At 67.0% G+C, this 21,611-nt stretch carries 24 protein-coding genes and 1 riboswitch; of the genes, 14 read left to right on the top strand and 10 right to left on the bottom strand.

Annotated features, from left to right (window positions below):
* From ABIC78_RS04055 to cobA, 4 genes are read right to left on the bottom strand one after another with little or no spacing between them, the layout of a single operon-like run.
* Positions 1–441: a DUF934 domain-containing protein gene (locus ABIC78_RS04055; RefSeq protein ID WP_054130576.1), complete on the bottom strand. Its 441-nt coding sequence runs from the start codon at positions 439–441 to the stop codon at positions 1–3.
* Positions 434–2,068 (bottom strand): nitrite/sulfite reductase, encoded by a 1,635-nt coding sequence (locus tag ABIC78_RS04050; protein ID WP_022674674.1) that lies wholly within the window; start codon positions 2,066–2,068, stop codon positions 434–436. Before ABIC78_RS04050 ends, ABIC78_RS04055 begins: the two co-directional genes overlap by 8 nt.
* 2 nt (positions 2,069–2,070) lie before the next feature.
* Positions 2,071–2,367 (bottom strand): DUF2849 domain-containing protein, encoded by a 297-nt coding sequence (locus ABIC78_RS04045; protein WP_028657417.1) that lies wholly within the window; start codon positions 2,365–2,367, stop codon positions 2,071–2,073.
* Positions 2,368–2,375: 8 nt separating this feature from the next.
* Entirely contained in the window at positions 2,376–3,143 is a 768-nt protein-coding gene (gene cobA / locus ABIC78_RS04040) for a uroporphyrinogen-III C-methyltransferase (RefSeq protein WP_054130575.1), read from the bottom strand.
* 167 nt (positions 3,144–3,310) lie between these two features.
* Between cobA and ABIC78_RS04035 the strand changes: the two genes are divergently transcribed.
* From ABIC78_RS04035 to ABIC78_RS03995, 9 genes are all read left to right on the top strand, one after another.
* Positions 3,311–3,775, top strand: coding sequence for an EF-hand domain-containing protein (locus ABIC78_RS04035; protein WP_054130574.1), 465 nt, complete (start codon positions 3,311–3,313; stop codon positions 3,773–3,775).
* Between the two features lie 54 nt (positions 3,776–3,829).
* Positions 3,830–4,387, top strand: a complete 558-nt coding sequence (locus ABIC78_RS04030) for an RNA polymerase sigma factor (protein WP_082349705.1) — start codon at positions 3,830–3,832, stop codon at positions 4,385–4,387.
* On the top strand, positions 4,380–4,772 hold the full coding sequence (locus ABIC78_RS04025; RefSeq protein WP_156306353.1) for a hypothetical protein: 393 nt from the start codon (positions 4,380–4,382) through the stop codon (positions 4,770–4,772). The genes ABIC78_RS04030 and ABIC78_RS04025 overlap by 8 nt, the downstream gene beginning before the upstream one ends.
* Positions 4,769–5,206: a periplasmic heavy metal sensor gene (locus ABIC78_RS04020; RefSeq protein ID WP_054130572.1), complete on the top strand. Its 438-nt coding sequence runs from the start codon at positions 4,769–4,771 to the stop codon at positions 5,204–5,206. Before ABIC78_RS04025 ends, ABIC78_RS04020 begins: the two co-directional genes overlap by 4 nt.
* Before the next feature lie 98 nt (positions 5,207–5,304).
* On the top strand, positions 5,305–6,798 hold the full coding sequence (locus ABIC78_RS04015; protein WP_171794696.1) for a DUF1800 domain-containing protein: 1,494 nt from the start codon (positions 5,305–5,307) through the stop codon (positions 6,796–6,798).
* A gap of 2 nt (positions 6,799–6,800) precedes the next feature.
* A complete protein-coding gene (locus ABIC78_RS04010) occupies positions 6,801–7,946 on the top strand; it encodes a DUF1501 domain-containing protein (RefSeq protein ID WP_054130571.1) in 1,146 nt (381 codons plus the stop codon).
* Positions 7,947–8,043: 97 nt separating this feature from the next.
* Positions 8,044–8,292 (top strand): GCG_CRPN prefix-to-repeats domain-containing protein, encoded by a 249-nt coding sequence (locus ABIC78_RS04005; protein WP_022677932.1) that lies wholly within the window; start codon positions 8,044–8,046, stop codon positions 8,290–8,292.
* 157 nt (positions 8,293–8,449) lie between these two features.
* Positions 8,450–8,782 (top strand): hypothetical protein, encoded by a 333-nt coding sequence (locus ABIC78_RS04000; RefSeq protein ID WP_054130570.1) that lies wholly within the window; start codon positions 8,450–8,452, stop codon positions 8,780–8,782.
* Positions 8,783–8,821: 39 nt separating this feature from the next.
* Positions 8,822–8,910: riboswitch (Fluoride riboswitch) on the top strand.
* Positions 8,911–8,948: 38 nt separating this feature from the next.
* Complete coding sequence (locus ABIC78_RS03995; RefSeq protein WP_354487968.1) at positions 8,949–10,250, top strand: chloride channel protein; 1,302 nt, start codon at positions 8,949–8,951, stop codon at positions 10,248–10,250.
* Here ABIC78_RS03995 and ABIC78_RS03990 read toward each other — a convergent pair.
* From ABIC78_RS03990 to ABIC78_RS03975, 4 genes are all read right to left on the bottom strand, one after another.
* Positions 10,218–11,168: a mechanosensitive ion channel family protein gene (locus ABIC78_RS03990; RefSeq protein WP_054130568.1), complete on the bottom strand. Its 951-nt coding sequence runs from the start codon at positions 11,166–11,168 to the stop codon at positions 10,218–10,220. The two genes, ABIC78_RS03995 and ABIC78_RS03990, sit on opposite strands and share 33 nt — an antisense overlap.
* Positions 11,165–12,397 (bottom strand): cystathionine beta-lyase, encoded by a 1,233-nt coding sequence (gene metC, locus ABIC78_RS03985; protein ID WP_171794695.1) that lies wholly within the window; start codon positions 12,395–12,397, stop codon positions 11,165–11,167. Before metC ends, ABIC78_RS03990 begins: the two co-directional genes overlap by 4 nt.
* A 95-nt stretch (positions 12,398–12,492) precedes the next feature.
* Entirely contained in the window at positions 12,493–13,350 is an 858-nt protein-coding gene (sseA, locus tag ABIC78_RS03980) for a 3-mercaptopyruvate sulfurtransferase (protein WP_022675168.1), read from the bottom strand.
* 137 nt (positions 13,351–13,487) lie between these two features.
* The gene (locus tag ABIC78_RS03975) at positions 13,488–14,834 is read right to left on the bottom strand and encodes a hypothetical protein (protein ID WP_171794694.1); all 1,347 of its coding nucleotides are present in this window, start codon (positions 14,832–14,834) and stop codon (positions 13,488–13,490) included.
* A gap of 130 nt (positions 14,835–14,964) precedes the next feature.
* Here ABIC78_RS03975 and queF point away from each other — a divergent pair, with 130 nt between their 5' ends.
* From queF to ABIC78_RS03960, 3 genes are all read left to right on the top strand, one after another.
* Positions 14,965–15,444, top strand: a complete 480-nt coding sequence (queF, locus tag ABIC78_RS03970) for a preQ(1) synthase (RefSeq protein WP_054130565.1) — start codon at positions 14,965–14,967, stop codon at positions 15,442–15,444.
* Between the two features lie 214 nt (positions 15,445–15,658).
* Complete coding sequence (locus tag ABIC78_RS03965; RefSeq protein WP_022678626.1) at positions 15,659–15,841, top strand: Flp family type IVb pilin; 183 nt, start codon at positions 15,659–15,661, stop codon at positions 15,839–15,841.
* Positions 15,842–16,079: 238 nt separating this feature from the next.
* Positions 16,080–16,262 carry a Flp family type IVb pilin gene (locus tag ABIC78_RS03960; RefSeq protein WP_054130878.1) on the top strand — a complete coding sequence of 61 codons (183 nt, stop codon included), beginning with the start codon at positions 16,080–16,082 and terminating at the stop codon, positions 16,260–16,262.
* Between the two features lie 145 nt (positions 16,263–16,407).
* On the opposite strand, the gene ABIC78_RS03955 is transcribed toward ABIC78_RS03960, so the two are convergent.
* Positions 16,408–17,457: an aldo/keto reductase gene (locus ABIC78_RS03955; protein ID WP_171794693.1), complete on the bottom strand. Its 1,050-nt coding sequence runs from the start codon at positions 17,455–17,457 to the stop codon at positions 16,408–16,410.
* 240 nt (positions 17,458–17,697) lie between these two features.
* On the opposite strand from ABIC78_RS03955, the gene ABIC78_RS03950 reads away from it, so the two are divergent.
* Positions 17,698–18,681, top strand: a complete 984-nt coding sequence (locus tag ABIC78_RS03950; RefSeq protein ID WP_054130564.1) for a GAF domain-containing protein — start codon at positions 17,698–17,700, stop codon at positions 18,679–18,681.
* A gap of 187 nt (positions 18,682–18,868) precedes the next feature.
* Positions 18,869–19,312: a c-type cytochrome gene (locus ABIC78_RS03945; RefSeq protein ID WP_054130563.1), complete on the top strand. Its 444-nt coding sequence runs from the start codon at positions 18,869–18,871 to the stop codon at positions 19,310–19,312.
* Between the two features lie 210 nt (positions 19,313–19,522).
* Here ABIC78_RS03945 and ABIC78_RS03940 read toward each other — a convergent pair whose 3' ends face one another.
* Positions 19,523–21,604, bottom strand: a complete 2,082-nt coding sequence (locus ABIC78_RS03940; RefSeq protein ID WP_054130562.1) for a glycoside hydrolase family 97 protein — start codon at positions 21,602–21,604, stop codon at positions 19,523–19,525.
* Positions 21,605–21,611: the final 7 nt, after the last annotated feature.

The raw sequence follows: 21,611 nt of genomic DNA, 5'->3' as shown, positions 1-21,611 counted from the left end.
TCAGGCTTTCGCGGCCGGGTGGCGCGCGGCCCAGATCGGGGCGCGGCCATCGACGGTCTGCTGATAGACTTCCGGCCAGGTGGCAAAGGCGGCTTCGGCCGCCTCGGCACTGATCGGCTTGTCAGGGGCAAAGGAATCGAACCCGCAGCGGCGCATGTGCGAAAGCTGATCGATCAGCACATCGCCCACCGCGCGCAGTTCGCCGGTATAGCCGCGTTCGCGCAACGACCGCGCGGCGGAATAGCCCCGGCCATCGGCGAACGAGGGGAAATTCACCTCGATCAGGGCAATGCGCTCCAGGTGCGGCAACAGCGCCAGGGCATCGTCGCCCGGCTCGATGCGCACGGCGGTGGCATTGCTCTGCGCGGCAAAGGCATCCACCGTCACGGCGGGGTCACCCACGGGCTCGTCGGTGCGATAGCGCAGCACGGTCTCAACCATAGATCGCCTCCTTGAACGGGGCCATGCCGATGCGGCGATAGGTATCGAGGAAGCGCTCCGCCCCCTCGCGGCGGGCGAGATAGACGTCCGTCACCTTTTCGATGGCATCGACCACGCCGTCTTCGGAAAAGCCCGGGCCGGTGATCGTGCCGAGCGAGGTGTCGGCGCTTTCAGCCCCACCGAGCAGCAGCTGGTAGTTTTCCACGCCCTTGCGATCCACCCCCAGGATGCCGATGTGGCCGGCGTGGTGGTGCCCGCAGGCATTGATGCAGCCTGAAATCTTGAGCTTGAGTTCACCCAAGGTCCGCTGGCGGCCGATATCGGCAAAGCGATCGGTGATCTTCTGCGCCAGCGGCAGCGAGCGGGCATTGGCCAGCGCGCAGTAATCGAGGCCGGGGCAGGCGATGATGTCGGTGATGAGATCGAGGTTGGGCGTGGCCAGGCCCGCCGCATCCAGCGCCTGCCACACGCGATAGAGATCGGCCTTCTTCACATGCGGCAGCACGATGTTCTGCGCGTGGCTGACGCGCAGTTCATCGAGGCTGTAATCACGCGCGAGATCGGCCATCAGGCGGATCTGGTCGGCCGTGGCATCGCCCGGAATGCCGCCCACCGGCTTGAGGCTGATCGTGACGATCGCATAGCCCGCCTGCTTGTGGGTGTGCACGTTCTGATCGACCCACAGCGCGAAATCGGGATCGCTGCGATCGAGATCGTCAGACAGCCCGCTTTCAAGACCGGGATCGGCGAACATCGCCTTGATCCGCTCCAGCTCGGCCGGCGGCGGTTCGAGGCCCAGGGTAAGGATGTGGGCGAATTCTTCCTGCACCTGGCGGCTGTATTCGGCGACGCCGATTTCGTGGACCAGGATCTTGATCCGCGCCTTGTACTTGTTGTCGCGCCGGCCGTGACGGTTGTAGACGCGCAGCGCCGCTTCGAGGAAGCTGATCATCTGCAGCGCGGGCACGAATTCGGCGATGCACGGCGCGATCATTGGGGTGCGGCCCATGCCGCCGCCGGCAAAGAACTTGCAGCCGATTTCGCCGGCCTCGTTCTTGACGATCTGGATGCCGATATCGTGCAGGCGCATCGCGGCGCGGTCGGTCTCGCTGGCGATGATCGCCACCTTGAACTTGCGCGGCAGGTAATCGAATTCCGGGTGGAACGTCGACCACTGGCGCAGCAGTTCGGCATAGGGGCGCGGATCGGCCACTTCATCGGCGGCGGCGCCGGCAAAGTGATCGGCCGTGGTGTTGCGGATGCAGTTGCCGCTGGTCTGGATCGCGTGCAGCTGCACCTTGGCCAGATCGGCCAGGATATCGGGCGCATCGGCCAGCTTGATCCAGTTGTACTGGATGTTCTGCCGCGTGGTGAAGTGGCCATAGCCACGGTCATACTTATCGGCAATGTCGCCCAGCACGCGCATCTGCGTGGAATTGAGCGTGCCATAGGGCACCGCCACGCGCAGCATATAGGCGTGCAGCTGGAGGTAGAGCCCGTTCTTGAGGCGCAGCGGCTTGAACTGGTCTTCGGTCAGTTCACCCGACAGGCGGCGTGCCACCTGGCCGCGAAATTCGGCCACGCGCGCATCGACCATCGCCTGGTCGTGTTGATCGTATTGATACATGGTCAGATTACCCAGCTGCCGGCCTGCGGATCGGCAGGCTTGAGCGAAAGATCGAGGCGCACGGTGGGCCCCAGCGCGCGGATGCGGTCCTTGATGTGGGCCGGGCGTACCGCGCCGTCGGCGGCCACTGCATCGATCACGTGCGTGTCGGTCACCACCTGCTTGGCGTTTTCGCGGGCGATGATCGCGTCGGCATCGTGGGTTACCGCCACGGCATTGTCGACATGGCGCGACCAGCCTTCGCCGGTCCACCAGATCACGTCACCCGTGCGCAAGTCGTTGCCCGTGATGATCTTGATCTTCTCGCTCATCGGGCTGCCTCCACAACCGCTTGCAATTCCATGATGTCTCCCCGTGCGGTCACTTCGCCGATGACGATCAGTGCCGGACTCTTGATGCGTTCGCGCTCGACCAGGTCGGCCAGCCCCGCCAGCGCGCCCCTTACCACGCGCATCTGCGGGCGCGAGGCATTTTCGATCACCGCCACCGGCATCGTCGGGGCCAGGCCATCGGCCATCAGCTTTTCGGCGATGGCGGCGGCTGTGGCCACGCCCATGTAGATCACCAGGGTGCGGCCAACGCCAGCCAGGCCCGCCCAGTTCTGATCCGACAGGCCCTTGCACTGCCCGGCCACGAACGAGACGATCGAGGCATTCTCGCGATGGGTCAGCGGGATCTGTGCCGAAGCGGCTGCGCCCAGTGCGGCGCTGACCCCAGGCACCACCTGCACCGGCACGCCGGCGGCGTGGCAGGCCTCTGCCTCTTCCCCGCCGCGTCCGAAAATGAACGGATCGCCGCCCTTGAGGCGCACGACATCGTGCCCGGCCAGTGCCTCTGCCACCAGCAGGGCGTTGATGTCTTCCTGCCGCATGGTGTGGCGCGCGCGCTGCTTGGCCACCGACACGAAGCGGGCGCCGCGCGGGGCCATGGCCAGCACGGCCGGATCGACCAGGCCATCGTGCACCACGACCTTGGCCTTCATCAGCAGGCGCGCGGCGCGCAGCGTGAGCAGGTCGGGATCACCGGGGCCGGCGCCGACCAGAAACACGGTTCCGGGGAGGGGGGCATGACTCATGCTGGGGCATGTGGGCGCAGCGGCGCCATCGTGCCAGCGAGAATCGATTGGGCGGGGGCTAGGTCAGCTTTAGCGCGAACATTCTTGCTTCCTCTTCGGCATTTGCAGCGGGGTGCGACGGAATTCGCGTCATGCCCCGTTAAAGGGCCAGGCTCGATGGAGGTCTTATGAAAACACTTGGCTTGGCATCCCTGTTCCTGGCGCTCACCCCGGCGATGCCGGCCTTGGCGCAGGACACCACCCAATCCCCGCCACCTGCTGGCCAGGGCGTGACCCGCGATGCCTTTGTCGCGCGGCAGATGGGGCGGATCATGGCCGCCGATACCGATGGCGATGGCCGCGTGAGCAAGGCGGAACTGACCGCGATGATGGCCGGCCGGGGCGACCCCGACCGGCAGTTCACGCGCATGGACAGCAATGGCGATGGCTATCTCGACAAGGCGGAAATCACCGCTGCCCTGACCGAGCGCTTCAACCGCATGGACCGCAATGGCGATGGCGTGTTGACGCCGGACGAGCGCATGCGGCCCGGTGAAGGCATGCGGGGTGGCGGCATGCGCGGTGGTGCCGGTGGCCAGGAAGGCATGGGCGACCACGGCATGCAGGGTGACGGGCAGCAAAACCCGTCCTGAGGCTGATGCCGCCGTGCCCACCATCTTCGGGACACCGGCCTGCGAGGCCCTGGCTTGAGCGAGGCAGATCCCGACGCCGCATTGCTGGCGCGGATGGCCCAGGGCGAGGATGGCGCGGTGCGCCAGTTCGTCGGGGCCAAGCTGCCGCGCCTGCTGGCCCTGGCGAGCCGCCTGCTGCACGATCGGCACGAGGCCGAGGACGTGGCGCAGGAAGTGTTCGTGCGGGCCTGGCGACAGGCAGGGCGGTGGCGCCCGGGGCAGGCGCGGTTCGATACCTGGCTGCATCTCGTCACGCTCAACCTGTGTCGCGATCGGATGCGGCGGCGGCGCGGCGTGGTGGTGGCAGAGCCGCCCGAGCAGGCCGACACCGCGCCGCTGGCCGATGCGGCACTGGCCGCCCAAGCCCAGGCGCGCGCGGTGGCCGATGCGGTGGCGGCCTTGCCCGAACGGCAGCGCGAGGCGATCGTGCTGGTCCATTACCAGGAACTGGGCAATATCGAGGCGGCCGCCGTGCTGGGGGTGAGCGTGGAGGCATTGGAAAGTCTGCTGTCGCGCGGCCGCCGCGCATTGCGGCAGCGCTTTGCGCAAGAGGAAGGGGCCGATCATGACTGAACCGATGAGCCCGGAGCGCTTTGCCGCGCTGGCGCAGGCCTATGGCGGGATCGACCGCTGGCCCGCAGAGCTGCGTACCGCGGGCTGGCACCTGGCTGCAGCCGATCCCGCTTGTGCGCAAGCGCTGGCCCAGGCCGAGGCGCTGGACTTTAAACTGGCTGCCTGGACGGTGGCGCCACCCACGCCGGCCTTGCGCCAGCGCATGGTGGCACGGCGGCGGCGCGGCTGGATCGTGCGGGCGCGGCTGTGGTGGTCGGCGATCGGCGTGGGCACGGTGCTGGCCGGGGCCGTGGCCGGGCTCGGCGCTGCGGTGGTGATTGGGCCAGACCGCGTGGCGCCGCGCCTGGATGCCAGCGTGTTTGAAAGCGCGGGGGAAGAAGGATGAAGGCATCCCCGCGCCTGCGTGTGCTGCTGGCCGGCTCGATCCTGCTCAACGCCTTTTTGCTGGCGGGCGCGGGCGCGGCTTGGTGGAGCATGCACAACCAGCATCCGGCGATCGGCATGGGCGCCTTGCGCGTGCCGGGGGCGGAACTCGCGCCCGAACAGCGCCGTGGCCTGCGCCAGGTGGTGCGCCAGGCGCGCGCAGAGGTGCGCCCGCAGGTGGATGGCAACCGCGCGCTGCGCCGCCAGATCGCCGCGCTGCTGCGCGCGCCGGTGGTGGATCAGCCGGCGCTGCTGGCCCAGCTTGAACGCCTGCGCGCGGGCGATGCCATGGTGCGCGCCCACGTGGAAATGCAGGTGGTGCCCTATGTGGCCGGCCTGCCGCAGGCCGATCGCAACCGTATCGCCGATCGGCTGGAGCCCAAGAGCGGGAAATAAGCTGCGTTACATCGCCAGCGACGGAATCGGCCGGTCGCTGCGTTCAAGCCCGCGACGAAGGAACGGAAAAAAGGGTTTCCGTTTCAAAGGGCTTTGCCATGGTCTCGGAACAACCCCTGTCTCCTGCCGCAATTGCGCTCAACCGCTTTGGCTTGGGCGCTACGCCCGATGCCGCAAGCGCGGCGGCGCTCGCCGATCCGCACGGCTGGTTGATCGCGCAGTTCGATCACTTCGATGTCACGCCGCCGGCCTGGGCCGCGCTGGCCGACGCCCGCGCGCTGCTTTCTGCCTATCAGGAACAGCAGCGGGCCTTGCGCCAGGCCCGTGCCGCAGCGCCGGCCCCAGCACCAGTTCCTGTAGCCACAACCCCGCTGCCGGCTGGCCCGGTCATCGCTGCCACGGTGCCGATGGCGGGAAAGCCGGCGCGCACGCCAGAGCAGAAGCAGGCCCGCCGCGATCTGGGCGAAGATATCCATGCGCTCTATCGCCAGGGCGTGCAGGCGCGGGCGCAAAGCGCGCTGGAAACGCAGGCGCCGTTCGTGGAGCGGCTGGTGCATTTCTGGTCCAACCATTTCTGCGTGTCGGTCGACAACCTGCCGGTCACCGCGCTGGCCGCCTCGTTTGAACGGGACGCCATCCGCCCCCATGTGCTGGGCCGCTTTGAAGACATGCTGCTGGCGGTAGAGCGCCACCCGGCGATGCTGCTCTATCTCAACCAGAACCAGTCGATCGGGCCCAACAGCCCGGCGGCGCTGCGGGCGCGCGCCAAGGGTGGCGCCGATCGCCAGCGCGGCCTCAATGAGAACCTGGCACGCGAGATCATGGAACTGCATACCCTGGGCGTGCGCAGCGGTTATAGCCAGGCTGACGTCACCGAATTTGCCCGCACGCTGACGGGGTGGACCGTGGGCGGGATCAACGATGATGCGCCGGGCGATTTCGCGTTCCATCCCCAACAGCACGAACCCGGCACCCGCACGATCGTGGGCAAGACCTATGCCCAGACCGGGGTGGACCAGGCGCGGGCCGTGCTGGTCGATCTGGCCCATGCGCCGGCCACGGCCAGCCACGTCGCCACCAAGTTGGCCCGTCACTTTGCCGGCGACGTGCCGCCCCAGGCGCTGGTCGATCGGTTGGCCGATGCCTTTGCCCGCAGCCGGGGCGATCTGCCCACGCTCTATCGCGCGCTGGTGGCCAGCCCCGAACCGTGGGAGCCGCGCCCGCTCAAGGCCAAGACCCCGTGGGAGTGGACGATATCGTCGTTGCGCGCGCTGGGGGTGGGAGACATCGGCACGCTGCAGGTGGCCACGATCACCCAGCAACTGGGCCAGCCGGTGTGGAAGCCGGGCTCTCCCGCCGGGTGGGACGATACGGCCGCCAGCTGGATCGCGCCTGATGCGCTGATGCGGCGGGTGGAATTTGCCCAGCGCTTGGCTGGCCCCCGCGCCGCGCAGATCGATGCCCGCCAGCGTGCGCCGCAAGTGCTGCCCGGCGGGCTGTCTGCGGCAACGGCCGAACAGATCGCCCATGCCGAAAGCCCGGCCAGCGCGCTGGCGCTGATGCTCGTCTCGCCCGATTTCCTGCGGAGGTAACCATGCTCCATCGCCGAAACTTTCTTCACCTTGCCGGCGGTGCTGCCGGCAGCCTGCTCGTGGCACCGGGCATGGTCCTGGCTGCAGCCGAGACCGAACGCCGCTTTGTCTTCGTGATCCAGCGTGGTGCGGCCGATGGCCTCAACATCGTCGTGCCCTATGCCGATCCCGGCTATGCCCGGCTGCGTGGCGCGCTGGCGATCGATCCGGCGGCGGCGACGCGGCTGGACGGCACCTTTGCCCTGCATCCCGCGCTCAAGGAAACGGCGGCGATGTATGCCCGTGGCCAGGCGCTGTTCGTGCATGCGGTGGCCTCGCCCTATCGCGACCGCTCGCATTTCGATGGGCAGAACGTGCTCGAAACCGGGGGCAGCCAGCCCTATCAGGCGCGCGATGGCTGGCTCAACCGCCTGGTGGCCATGCTGCCCCGCGCGAGCGATTCGGCGATCGCGATTGCGTCCACTGTGCCGCCGGCGCTGCGCGGGCCGGTGCAGGTAACCTCTTATGCGCCGTCCGGGCTGCCCGGTCCGACCGATGACCTGATGACGCGGGTGGGCGCGCTCTATGCGCCAGACCGCCAATTGCAGGCAGCTTGGAGCGCGGCGCTCGATACGCGCAAGCTCGCCCAAGGCAGCGGTGCGCGGCAAGATCCCGCTTCGCTGGGCAAGCTGACCGCCACGTTCCTGACCAAGCCGCACGGGCCGCGCATCGCCATGCTGGAAACCGAAGGATGGGATACCCACAGCGGGCAGGACGGCCGCTTGGCCACGCAGCTGCGCGGGCTCGATACGCTGCTGGCGGCGCTGCGCGACGGGATGGGCCCGGCCTGGGCGCAAACCACCGTGCTGGTTGCCACCGAATTTGGCCGCACCGCAGCGGCCAATGGCACGGGCGGCACCGACCATGGCACGGCCTCGGTCGCCTGGGTGCTGGGCGGCGGCGTCAAAGGCGGGCGCGTGGTGGCCGATTGGCCGGGGCTGGGCAATGGCCAGCTCTATGAAGGGCGCGATCTGGCACCCACCAGCCAGCTTGACGCGCTGCTGGCCGGTGTTGCCGCCGAAAGCCTCGCCCTCGATCCGGCGCAAGTGGCGCGGCGCCTGTTTCCGCTGGCCGGCGCGCCACGGCCAATGACTGGCTTGTTGGTCTAAATTTGCGACGAACCGACAGACGGAAACATCGGCCGCCATCGTTCAAGTAATGTCAGGCAACGATGAACAGCCTGCAGCAACGATAAGTGAGGTCGATATGAAAAAGATCCTGCTGAGCGTGGCGATCGCCACGGCTGCACTCGCCACTGCGGCGCCGGCGATGGCGCGCGATGGTTGTGGTGGCGGATGGTATCGCGCCTATGATGGCCGCTGCTATCCCATGGGGCGCACGGTCGTGGTCGAACGCCCGGTCTTTGGCGGCTATTACGGCCATGGCTATTGGGGTGGTCGTCCCTATTGGGGATACCACCATTACTGGCATCGTGGCTGGGGTCACCGCTGGTGATGATCGCGGCAGGGGCCTTGATGGCCCCTGCCGACTACCTCTTGCCCCGGCTGCGGCGTCTATCGGGCGAGGGCAGCGGTTGATCGAACGCCCGGTGTGTCGATCGGACCGGCCGGGCACAGCGATCCTTTACGCCCGACTCAAGGAAGCCACGCCGATGCTCGTTCCCCGCCATGCCCTGCCGCTGGCTTTGCTGATAGCCATGGGCGGCGCGCTGGCCGGATGCCACCATGATGGCACGCCCGATGCAGCGGCGAACGGGACCACCATTGGCGGCGATTATCGCCTGGAAGGCAAACGCACGTTTCGCGGCATGATCGGCGGCAATGCTACTGTCGCGGCTGGCGCCGATGTCACCGTTGCCGGTATGATCGGCGGAGACCTGATCGTGGAGCAGGGAGCCCGGGTGACGGTCAAGGGCCTGGTCGGCGGCCGCATCATCAACAACGGCGGCCAGGTCGACGTGCGCGGCGCCGTGGGCGGGGCGTAATTCCGCAATCTTGACGGAACTCGCCGCGCACGGCATAGGCGCGGCCAAGGCGATGGATTTCCGCCGGGCATTTTGCCGAACCGCCTGCCGCGCCAAACGGCGCCAGGGCTGATGATTCCTACCTGAAACCAAGCTGCCCGACCGGGCACATGCAACAGGAGGAATCGTGCGCGCTTTTTTCACCCGTTCGTTCGTTACGCCGGCCCGCATCCGCTTTGTGCTGGCGCTCCTGGCCATGGCGCTTGCCGTGGGCACGGCCTGTGCCGGCTTTCTCTGGTCGCTTGATGCGGTCACGCGGCTGCGCTTTGCCGCGCCCTGGCTGCTTTATGGCCTGCCGCTGTGTGGCCTTGCGGTGGCCTGGCTGTATCGCCGCTTTGGCGCGCGGGCAGAGGGCGGCAACAATTTGATCCTCGATGAAATTCACGAACCCGGCGGCGGGGTGCCGCTGGCCATGGCGCCGCTCGTGCTGATCGGCACGGTGGCCACGCATCTGTTCGGCGGATCGGCCGGGCGTGAAGGCACCGCAGTGCAGCTGGGCGGCAGCCTGGCGCATGGCCTGGTCGATCGCCTGGGCCTGACCGGCAAGGCCCGGCGCCTGCTGCTGATGGGCGGGGTGGCGGCCGGCTTTGGCGCGGTGTTCGGCACGCCGCTGGCCGGTGCGGTCTTCGCGATCGAGGTGCTGGCGCTGGGCGGGCTCGACCTGGCTGCCCTGGTGCCGTGCCTGGTGGCGGCGCTGGTGGGTGATTTCGGCTGCCGGCTGTGGGGTGCGCACCACACGCTCTATCCCCACATCAGCCTGCCACAGACCGATCCCGCCGGTTTTGCCGTCCTCCTCGCCAAGGCCGCGCTGCTCGGCCTTGCCAGCGGCGTGGTGGCGCGCCTGTTTGCCGAGGCGAACCATGGCGTTGCCGATCTCTACAAGCGTTTTGTTGCCATTCCGCTGGCGCGGCCGGTGATCGGCGGCGTGCTGGTCATCGGCTTGACGTTTGCGTTCGGCACGCAGGACTATCTCGGGTTGGGTGTGCTGTCGGCCCATCCCGGCGCGCCCACGCTGCCGGGCTTTTTCGTGGCTGGCCCTGATCGGTGGAGCTGGCTGATCAAGCTGGTGTTCACCGTTGCCACGCTCAGCGCCGGGTTCAAGGGTGGGGAAGTGACCCCGCTGTTCTTCATCGGCGCCGGTCTGGGCAGTGCGCTGTCGCTTGTGCTGGGCCTGCCGGTGCCGCTCGCCGCCGCAGTGGGCATGGTGGCGCTGTTCGGCGCGGCGGCCAACACGCCGGTGGCCTGCGCGGTGATGGGCCTGGAACTGTTCGGGGTCGATGCCGCCCCTGCGCTGATCGTGGCGTGTGTGGCGGGCTATCTCGCCTCGGGCCATGGCGGCATCTATCTGTCGCAGCGGATCGCCCGGCCCAAGTGGCCGCGCCGCAGCGGCGGGGCATCACTGCGGGCGGTGCGGCACGTCTGGCTCTGACGCCGGGCCGGCGCCCAGCACCGCGCGCAGGCCGGCGGTATCGCGCAGGCGCACTTCCTGCTGCGGATAGGGCACTTCCACGCCGTGTTCCTGGAACAGCTGCCACAGCGCGCGCAGCACCTGGCTGCGCACGTTGCCGGTGCCATCCTGCGGGTCTTCGATCGTCACATAGATCGCCATGTCGATGCCGCTGGCACCCAGCGCGGTCATCGCCACCGATGGCCCCGGATCGCTCAGCACGCGCGGCGCGGCGCGGGCGGCCTGCAGCATCAGCTTTTCCGCCATGTCGATATCGGTGCCATAGGCCACGCTGACCGGGATGGTCAGCACGATCTGGGTGTTGGAATAGGACCAGTTTTCGACCTGGGTGGTCATGAGGATTTCGTTGGGAATCAGGTATTCGCGGTTGTCACGCGTGGCCACCGACACGGCGCGGATGCCGATCTTGCGCACCTGGCCCACGGTGCTGCCCTTGCCATCGTTGATCGCGATGACGTCTCCGGGCTTGATCGACCGATCCATCAGCAGGATTAGCCCGGCAATCAGGTTGCCGAAGGTCTTCTGCAGGCCAAAGCCGATGGCCAGGCCAAAGGCACCGGAAAACACCGTCAGCGCGGTGAAGTTGATCCCGAGAAGGTCAATGCCCATGAAGAACGCCAGCGCCCAGACCATGAGCGAGACGATCTTTTCGCCCAAGACCTGCTGCACCGGATCGAGACTGGTGGCGCGGGCAAAGAAATAGCGGGCCAGCCGGCTGCCCAGCCGGGCCAGCATGAACATGGCAAAGACCACCAGCACCATCTTGCCGGCGTTGAACACCGAGATGTGGTAGTGCCCCACGTCAAACCCGAGATCGTCGAGCGACTGGAGGAAATCGCCGACCTGGCGGTGCGTCTTGTGGCTGACCCAGCTGCTCATCGTGCCGCCGCCCAGGCAGCCAGCGCCTGTTCCAGATCGGCAATCAGATCGTCGGCATCTTCCAGGCCGATGGCCAGGCGCACGGCAAAGCGATCGGCCGCGTCCATGTCGGGCCGGGGCCAGGGGCTGGCGGTGCGGATCGCGGCGGGATCGACGGGCGTGGCCAGGCTTTCAAAACCGCCAAAGCTGTAGCCGATGCCGAACAGAGCCAGCGCATCGATCAAGGCATCGCGTGCCTTGGCCGTGCCGCCCTTGAGCACGAAGCTGAACAGCCCGCAGCCGCCGGTGAAATCGCGGCGCCAATGATCATGGCCCGGCGAGCCCGGCAGCATCGGGCACAGCACGCGCGCCACTTCGGGCCGGGTATCGAGCCACTGTGCCACGCGCAGCGCGGCAGCGGTGGCGGCATCGAGGCGCAGCGCCATGGTGCGCAGGCCGCGCAGCATGATCGCGGCATCGTCTGGCGAAACGACCAGGCCCAGGTTCTGGCAGCGCAGGCGCAGCTTGCCATACCAGTGCGCGCCAGCCGTGGCGCTGCCCATCACCACGTCGGAATGGCCGCTGACATGCTTGGTCAGCGACGTGATGCTGATATCTGCGCCATGGGTCAGCGGGGCAAAGCCCAAGGGAGAGGCCCAGGTATTGTCCACCAGCACAGCTAGCCCCTGCGCCTTGGCCGCAGCGATCAGCGCGGGCATGTCGGGCACTTCCATGGTCAGGCTGCCTGGCGCTTCCAGCAGCACGGCCTTGGCGCCAGGACACAGCGCGGCAAAGGCGGCGGTGTCCATGGGATCGAACCAGATCGTCTTCACGCCGAAATCGGCCAGCAGGCCGCGCGCCATGGCGCGGCTGGGCTCATAGGCATTGTCGGTGAGCAGCAGCGTGTCGCCCGGCCGCAGCACGGTGAGCAGCGCGCCGCAGATCGCGCTGACGCCCGAGGGATAAAGCACGGTGCCGCCGCCCTCTGCGCCCGGTTCCAGCCCGGTCAATGCTTCGGCCAGGGCCCATTGCGTGGGCGCACCGCGCCGGCCGTAATAGAAATGCCCGTCGGCGTTGCCGGGGTGGCCGCGCAGGGCAGCCATATCGGGATAGAGGTGCGTGCTGGCGCGCCACACCGGCGGGTTGACCACCGCGCCGGGCTGGCCGGGCGTGCCGGTCCATTCCGGCCGGCGCCCGGCGGCAACGATACGGGTGGCGGTCTTGAGCGGCTTGTCGGAAGGGGCAGTCATGCCCGCGTGCAAAGCACAGATGCGCCCATTCCGAAAGCCTGCAAACAGATGCGCCGCGCCCGGCAGATCAATGCAACGCGATCAATCTACGCCGGTCAATCTACCAGGCAGGTGGCCGGGCCGGTTTCCTTGGGCGTGGCGGGATCGGCGCCCCATTCGCTCCAGCTGCCATCATATAGCGCCACGTCGGTCTTGCCGAGCAGGTGCAGGGCAAAGATCACGACATTGGCCGTCATCCCCGAACCGCAGCTGGCGATGACCGGGCGATCGAGATCGACTCCGGCGTCGGCAAAGGCGGCGCGCAGGCCATCGGGCTTTTTCCAGGTGCCATCAGCAGCGAACAGGCTGGCATAGGGCACGTTGCGCGCGCCGGGAATGTGGCCGCTGGCCAGCGCCGGGTTGGTTTCCTTGACATCGCCGGTAAAGCGGCCGGCGCCGCGCGCATCGACCAGCTGTTCGGCATGGCTGGACAGGTTGTCGAGCACTTGCGCCTTAGAACGCAGCGCGCTCAGGTCGCTCCACGCGGTGAAATGACGGTGGCGCAGGGTTTCGCGCCCTTGGGCGCAGGGGCGCCCTTCGGCCTTCCACTTGGCGATCCCGCCATCGAGCAGCGCCACGTTCTGCGCGCCGAACAGCGTCAGCAGGAACCAGGCACGGGTGGACGATTTGATCGGGCTGTCATCGTAAAGCACGATGCGGCTGCCATCGCCCAGGCCCAGGCTTTGCATGCGGCTGGCGAACTTTTCCGCCGGGGGCAGCGTGTTGGGCAGGCCGGTGGCGTTGTCCACCAGGTTGCCCAGATCCATGAAGACAGTGCCAGGAATGTGGCACGCCTCATACTCCAGCGCGGCATCGCGCTTGTGTTCGGGCAAAAAGCAACTGGCATCGACGATGCGCAGATCGCTCGCACCCATCTCGTTGGCGAGCCATTGGGTGGAGACCAGCGGTTCCATGAATTTCTCCTGCCTGCGTGCGACCCGTCTGGCGCGGGTTGATTTTGGACGCTGAACTTAATCCTGCGGGGCGATGGCGTCGATTGCAAAAATAGCCAATCGACGCCCCGTTTCGTTTCACTTTTCGCCGCAGCCTCTCACAGTGCAGGCAGGGGCATGGGCCGCTGATCGAGCGTTTCGAATACGCGTGGCCCCTGATCGAGGCGAAAGGGTTGCAGCCGCGCGGCCGGATCGCCCGGCGCGGCCGGCTGGCCGACCAGGAACGCGGCATGGGCATGGGCCGCGCCGCCATCGTCCTCGCGCGTGGCCCAGACGCCAGCGCGCACGATCGGCACGAACAACTGCGCGGCGCCGGCGCGAATCGTCAGGATGGTGGACAGCGGCAGGCGCATTTCGGCCGGCACCGTCACGCTCTGGCCCGGCTCCAGCCGGGCAATCGTGCGCAGCGGCGGCAGTTCCGGCCCGGCCAGGCCCAGTTGCTCGTCCATCGGGCGCGAGGCATGGGCCGAGGTCATGTCGCCCGACAGGGCCAGATCGGTCAGCGCGTGGGGGGCATGGTTGGTCAGCACCAGTCGGCACGAGAGCGTGGCGTTGACCAGCGTGGCGCTGAGGCGGTCAGCGTGCAACGCCACATCCAGCCCGCGCGGCAGACCCGGCGGGGGAAGATCGCCGGGCGGCGTTTCGACCGGCGGCACCGGCGCGGGACGCGGCGCTGGGCGATAGGGCGCGGGCGGCGGCGCAACCGGCACTGGTGCATCGATTACCGGTTCGGGCGCCGTTGTGTCCGCTGCGCGACGACGGCGCCGGGCAAACAGCACGATTACCACAGCCAGCGCGGCGATCCCGGCGGCCCAGGGCCACCAGGCGTTTTCGCTGCTGCTTGCGCCGGTGTCCGGTGCGGGGGTGTCGCTGGCAAGCGGCGTCGGTTCGCTGGTGGTGCTGGCATCGGGCAGCGGGGTTGCTGGCGGTAGATCGGGCGTCGGGCTGGCTGCGGGAGACGGCGTGGCACTGGGCGTTGCGGTGTCCTGCGGCAGGGGGACGAGGCGGGGGGCTGGTGCTGGCGCTGCCGCTGCCGCGGGGGTTTCTGCGCGTGTGGCAGGCCGGCGCGTGGGCGTGGCCGCGGCGCGGCTGGGCTTGGCCTGTGGCAAGGTGATGACTGTGGGCGCGGTGGTTGGCGCTGTGGGCAGCAGGTTCGATCCCGCCGGGGCCGCCGGCTTGATCACCGGGGCAGGGCTGGGAGAATTGAGCGTGGGCAGCGTGGGCGCGGGCACGGCCGGGGTAATCGGCTGGGTGGTGGCCGGTTGGCCCGTAGCCGCCGCCGTTTGGGCCTGGGCCTGTGCCGGGACCAAAGCAGCCGGTGCCGCGATGAGCAGGGCCGATGCCGATAGGGCCGACGCCAGCAGGGCGGCGCGCGGTGATCCGGTTGCCGATGAACGTGAGAGGAAAATGCCGCGCATGGCCTGGCCTGAACTGCCTCGTTTCATGATGTGTCGCACTGGCCGGATACGGCCGGATGGCGTTGAATAGTGCCTGAACGGGAGGGCGCAAGCCGCCGGGTTGCGTCATCGCCGGGTTTCGGTGCATGGCGCGCGCAACAGAAAGGATTTTCCCGCCATGTCAGATCCCCATCGTCCGGCTTCCGGCCATCCGGCCCCGCTGCACCTGGGCCAGACCAGCGCCCTGCCGGCATCGCCCGAGGAAGCGGTGCTGGACTATGTGCCCAATCCGCGTGCCGGCACGCTCTATCTCGTGCGGTTTGCCGCGCCGGAATTCACCTCGCTGTGCCCGGTCACCGGCCAGCCCGATTTTGCCCACCTGGTGATCGACTATGCGCCGGGCGAAACCATCGTCGAATCCAAGTCGCTCAAGCTTTTCCTCGGTGCGTTCCGCAACCATAACGGCTTTCATGAAGACGTGACCGTGGGCATTGGCCAGCGCCTGTTCGACGAGATGAAGCCGCAGTGGCTGCGCATCGGCGGTTACTGGTATCCGCGCGGCGGCATTCCGATCGATGTGTTCTGGCAATCCGGCCCGCCGCCCGCAGCCCTGTGGCTGCCCGACCAGGGCGTGCCGGGCTATCGCGGGCGCGGCTGAAGACACAGGCGCCTTGCCACGGATGGACGCAAAAGGGGCGATTCGGCCCCTTTTGTTTTGCATGACTGTCACGCGCGGGACCCGTTAACCATCAAGATGTCAGGTTGAAGTGGTTTTATCCGCACGGATACAGCAGGTTGCGACCATCATTTACCATTGCTTAGGATGCTTTTGCCAAAAACGCGGCAGGGGGCCGGAAACAGGAGACTTGGATATGACCTTTTTCCGCCAGCTGATTACCGACACCGAAGGCGCCACCGCCATCGAATATGGCCTGATTGCCGCCCTCATCTCCGTTGCCGCGATCACCGCCATGGGGACGCTCGGCAACTCGCTGTCCAACACGTTCAATTTCGTGTCGAACGACATGAACAACGCCTCTGACGGTCACCTCTAAGGCGCCAGCGGAACGGCCGTGATCGGCCGGGCCAGGCCTGTGCACGGTTTGGGGTAACCGTGCACAGGCTGTGCTGCCTGCGTGGCCGGCAACCCCTTTTCAAAAAATTAAGGCTATTACTGACCGAAAGTTAGTGTTTCGGCCGGTTCAGCTACGCAAAAATGCGTAGGCCATTTACCATTGGTTAGGGGGAGTTTGCCAAAAGAGCAGCGGGGTTACTCAAACAGGAGACTTGGACATGACCTTCTTCCGCAAGCTCATCAAGGACACCGAAGGCGCCACCGCCATCGAATACGGCCTGATCGCTGCTCTCATCGCTGTTGCCGCCATCACCGCCATGGGCGCGCTGGGCAACTCGCTTGGCAACACTTTCAACCTCGTGTCGAACGACATGAACAACGCTTCGGACGGCAAGCTCTAAGGCTTGATCCTGGCGCGATCGCCCGGGCCACGCCGATGCGGCGGCCGGGGCGGTCCCCAGGTCTGCGACGGTCGCCAGCGATCGGGGCGCAGACCATCCACGGTAGAGGGAAAGGGGGGCGGAAACGCCCCCCTTTCTTTTTGTGTCACGGGCAGGGATCGGGCAGCACGGCGTGCACCGCCTCGATCGCGGCCAGTGCTTCGGGCGGCAGCGTCACATCGGCACTGGCCACGGCCAGCGCCAGCTGTTCCGGCGTGGTGGCGCCAATGATGTTCGCTGCCACGAACGGGCGGCTGTTGACATAGGCCAGCGCCAGGGTGGCGGGATCGAGGCCAAAGGCATGGGCGATGGCGACATAGCGCGCGATCGCAGCGTTGGCATTGAGCGTGTCGTAGCGGGTGAACTGGTTGGCCACGTCGCGCCGCGATCCAGGGGGAATCACCCCGCCCAGATACTTGCCGGTGAGATTGCCCGCTGCCAGCGGCGAATAGGCCAGCAGCGGCACGTTTTCGCGCAGCGCCACTTCGGCCAGGCTGCCTTCGAACAGGCGATTGACCAGGTTGTAGGCATTCTGGATCGAGGCCACGCGCGGCAGGCCCTTGTCGCGCGAGAGACGAAGATACTCACCCACACCCCATGCCGTTTCGTTCGACACACCGATGTGGCGCACTTTGCCGGCCTTGACCAGTTCGCCCAGCGTATCGAGCGTTTCCTCCAGCGGGGTGAGATCCTCTCGGTCCTCCACCTGCGCCAGCCCGCGCGCGCCGAACATCGGCACATGGCGTTCGGGCCAGTGGACCTGGTAGAGATCGATATGGTCGGTGCGCAGGCGTGCCAGGCTGCCGTCGATCGCCGAGAGGATATTGCGGCGATCGAGCTTGTTGTCGCCGCCACGGAACTTGCGCACCATGTCGCGCGCCGGGCCGGCCACCTTGGTGGCCAGGGTCACCTTCTCACGCTTGCCGGGCTGGGCCAGCCAGGTGCCGATATATTCCTCGGTGCGGCCGATCGTGTCGTTGTGGAACGGCGTGACCGGATAGGCCTCGGCCGTGTCGACGAAATTGACGCCGTGGTCGATCGCGTAATCGAGCTGCGCGTGCGCCTCTGCTTCCGTGTTCTGCGACCCATAGGTCATCGTGCCCAGGCAGATCAGGCTGACATCAAGGCCGGTCGTGCCAAGTTTGCGGGTTTGCAAGGGATTGCTCCATTCGTTGCGGCTTGCGCCTTCTTGCCGATGAATTGCGCAAATGCACATGAGGATTTTTCATCGGCCGAATGGCCAATGGGCAAGGGCCAAAATGCCTTGCAAATGGAAGCAATGGAGCCAGATAAAACCGCCGCACGAGGAGCCATGCCGCACAAACGCCGGCGCCGGCCCGCGTCTGCAGCAGGCGCACCACGATGCGGCGCCACAGCCGATGGAGAGGCACAGGCCATGGCCGTTTTGCAACCCAGTCTCGATCCCGATCCCGATCACGCCGCACGGGTGTTGAATGCGGTGCAATCCTCGCGCGCGGCGGTTTCGGCGGTGGCGGCATCGTGGTGCCGATCGGCGCTGCACCATGGGCTTGATCCGGCTGCGCCGCGCAGCGTGGCAGAGCGGTTGGGCGGGGCCGAACTCAAGGCCCTGCGCGCCGGCAATGGCGAATTGCTGGCGGTAGCGGCGCCGGTGCTCGATCGGCTGTTTGGCAGCGTGGGCCTGGCGGGCGCCTGTGTGCTGATTGCCGATACCGGCGGCGTGGTGCTGGATTGGCGGGCGGGTGATGCTGACGCCAGCCGGTTCGAGGAACTGGGCCTGGCGCCCGGGGCATCGTGGGCCGAGGCCGCCCAGGGCACCAATGGCATCGGCACCTGCCTGGTGGAAGGCCGCGCCGTGACGATCCACCGTGACGAGCATTTTGCCAGCCGCAACGTGGGCGTAAGCTGCATGGATGCGCCGATTTTCGATGCCGAGGGGCGGCTTATCGCCGCGCTAGACATCTCATCGGCGCGCGGCGACCATGATCGCGCGATGGCCGCGCTGATCGCCGCGCTGGTGCAGGACGCCGCCCGGCATATCGAGCGTGACCTGTTCTGTCGCCGCTATGCCGCTGCCCGCATCGTGCTGGCCGGCACCGATCCGGCCGCCCGCGGGCATGCCCTGCTGGCGGTGGACCGCGACGATCTGGTGATCGGTGCCACGCGCGCGGCGCGGCAGCATTTCCGCCTGGGCTCGGGCACGGCGATCTGCCCGCGTCCCCTGGGTGAGTTCCTCGGCGATGGCCAGCCCGCCAGCTTTGACGATGGCGATCGCGCGGTGCTGCGCCAGGCGCTGGCACGGGCCGGCGGCAACGTGAGCAGCGCCGCGCGCCTGCTCGGCATCGGCCGCGCCACGTTCTATCGCCGAATGGAGCGAGTCGGCCTGTCGCTGCGCCACTGACGAATCACGTCTCGCGTCGCTGTCGAACGCAGTTCCGCCGCGTTGCGCTGGCCATTTTGTGTGCGGTGGACGCTGCCTTGTGCAATTTTTTTGCGGCGTCGCCGCGCGCAATGCAATTTGTGCAACTGCCCGACGCGGGACAAATTGCCATATCGTGCCGTGCACCTGGGCCGATTAGACGATCGCCATGATCCGCACCCGCCTTGTTGCCGTCGCGCTTGCTGCGCTTGCCGTTTCTGCCTGCGGCGGGGACAAGACCCACGATGCACGCCTGGCCAAGGCAGGCCCCAACCCATCGCTGGCCGCGCTGATGAACGTGGCCGATCCGCAGATCGGGGATCGCAAGGCCGCTGCGTGCAAGGCCTGCCATACATTTGATGCCGGCGCGCCGGACATGGCCGGGCCCAACCTGCATGGCGTCTATGGCCAGCAAATGGGCCGAAACCGCCCCAGCTTTGGCTATTCCGCCGCGTTGCGCGATGCCGGCGGCAAGTGGGACGATGCCACGCTCGATGCCTGGCTGAAGAACCCGCAGGCGGTGGTGCCGCACACCGCGATGATGTTCGGTGGCATTTCCGACCCGCTCAACCGGGCAGACGTGATTGCCTATCTGCGGTCTCAGGCGCGCTGACCCATTTTACTCGTCACCCTGAACTTCAGGGTGACGAGGATGGCATGCTGCTCATGATGGCGGGAAGGTAATCGCATACGAAGCCACGAACGCACGAAGGAGTTTTTGTCATACCTTCTTCGTGCCTTCGTGGCTTCGTGTGGAAAAATGCACAGCATCCTCGGCACCCAACCCTCTCCCCCGAAAGGGAGAGGGCTTTTTGTGCGGCGTTTACTTGCCGGGATGCAGGCGGATGGCGGCGCCGCCGCCCGGCGCCAGCCACAGGTCGAGGGTGTCGCCCTTTTTCACGGTCTTGGTGTCATAGGCGATCTTGTGGCGCGCGTCGGTTTCATAGGTCGCGCCTTCGCCGTCCTTGTAGATCGTGGCGGTGTAGGTCTTGCCCGGATCGAGCATGTCGAAATGCAGCGTCACGGTGCGCGCGGTGGCATCGTTGACGCCGCCGGCGTACCAGTCGTCGCTCTTGCGGTCCTTGCGCGCAAAGATCGCGTATTCGCCCACTTCGCCTGCGATCAGGTGGCTTTCCGACCAATCGGCCGGCACCTGGCGGATGAAGGCCAGTTCCTTGGGATGGGCGGCCAGCGTTTCGATGAAATCGGCCGCCATCTGGATCGGCGAATAGATCGCCAGGTACAGGCCAAGCTGCTTGGCCAGGGTGGACGCCAGCGGCGCATGCTTGGCGCCTTCCAGGCTCAGTACGCCCGGCGTGAAGTCCATCGGGCCTGAGAGCATGCGGGTATAGACCAGCGTCGGCTCATGGCTCGGCCCGTTGGCGAACTGGCCCCAGGCGTTGTATTCCATGCCGCGCGCGCCTTCGCGGTCGATCCAGTTGGGATAGGTGCGGCGCAGGCCGGTATCCTTGACCGGTTCGTGGGCATCGATCGCGATGTGATACTTGGCCGCGGTTTCCACCACTTTGAGATGGTGTTCCACCTGCCGCTGGCCATCGTGATAGGCCATGGCATAAGTATCGGGGGTGGCGCCCGGGGCGCGGATACCGCCGGCGTCGGCCACATAGCCGGTCTTGACCGAATGCACGCCGAGCGCGGCATACATCTTCATCGCATCGTCAAGCTGGGCTTCGTAATTGGCGATGTTGCCGCCGGTTTCGTGATGGCCGATCAGTTCCACGCCCTTCTTGCGGGCATAGTCGGTAACCGCCTTGATATCGAAATCGGGCGTCGCCTGGGTATAGCTGAAATCCTTGCCATTGCCGAACCAGTTGCCGTTCCAACCCTTGTCCCAGCCTTCGACCAGCACGCCGCCAAAGCCGTTCTTGGCGGCGAAATCGATGTATTGCTTGGTGCGGGCCGTGGTGGCGCCATGGTTGGGCCCTTCCGCCCAGGTCCAGTCGCCGCGGATCATGCCCCACCAGATGCCGATGTACTTCATCGGCTTGACCCAGCTGACATCGCCCAGCTTGTTGGGTTCGTTGAGGTTCAGCTCCAGATCGTTTTCGACCAGGCCGGCGGCGTTGTCGGCAATGCGGATCGTGCGCCAGGGGGTGTTGAACGGCAGGTCACGCGTCACCTTGGGGCCGCCCGGATTGGGCGAAAGGGTGGAGCGGAAGCTGGTGCCGTCGATCCGCTTGAACCACATCGCCGAATAATCGACCAGCGCGGCTTCGTGGAACGCCAGGTGCGTGCCATCGGCCAGCTTCATGGTGATCGGCGTGTGCGCAGTCGAAACGCCATCGATCGGGGTCTTTTGATAGACCTGCTCATAGCGATTCCACTCGCCACCGGGAATCCACCAGGCCGCGCCGTTCTGCGCCAGGTTGAACTCGGTCAGCTCGTCGGCGATCTTCATCGTCGTCATCGCGGCCTGGCTGGGCAGTTCATAGCGCAGGCCGAAGCCATCGTTGAACAGGCGGAAGCGCACGTTCATTTCGCGGCCGCCCCATTCGGGCACCTGCTTGAACTTGACCAGCAGCTCGGTGTGGTTGTCGGTCACGTAGCGGCGCTCGCCCCAGGGCTGTTCCCAGGTGCTGGGCGCGGGCTTGCTGGCTTCGCTGCCGATGATGTGGTTGCCGCGCACCATGGTGGGGCCGTCGGTCAGGATGAAGCCGAGCGAGGACGCGCCGATCAGGAGCTTGCCCTTGCGCGACAGGCTGTAGGTGGGGCGGCCATCGCCATCGATCGCCACGGTCAGCACCAGGCTGCCATCGGGCGAGGCGGCGGTGATCGGGCCATCGTTGACCGCGCCGGGGACAGTGGCGATCTGGGCCAGCGCCGGAAGCGGGGCGCACGCGAGGGTCAGCGCCAGCGGCGCTGCGAGACGGGTGAGAACGGACATTGGGGGG

It is taken from the genome of Novosphingobium sp. 1529 (assembly GCF_040544855.1).
Lineage (GTDB): Bacteria > Pseudomonadota > Alphaproteobacteria > Sphingomonadales > Sphingomonadaceae > Novosphingobium > Novosphingobium capsulatum.
The sequence above is the reverse complement of the archived record's forward strand: the minus strand, read 5'-3'. Positions and strand labels throughout refer to the sequence as shown.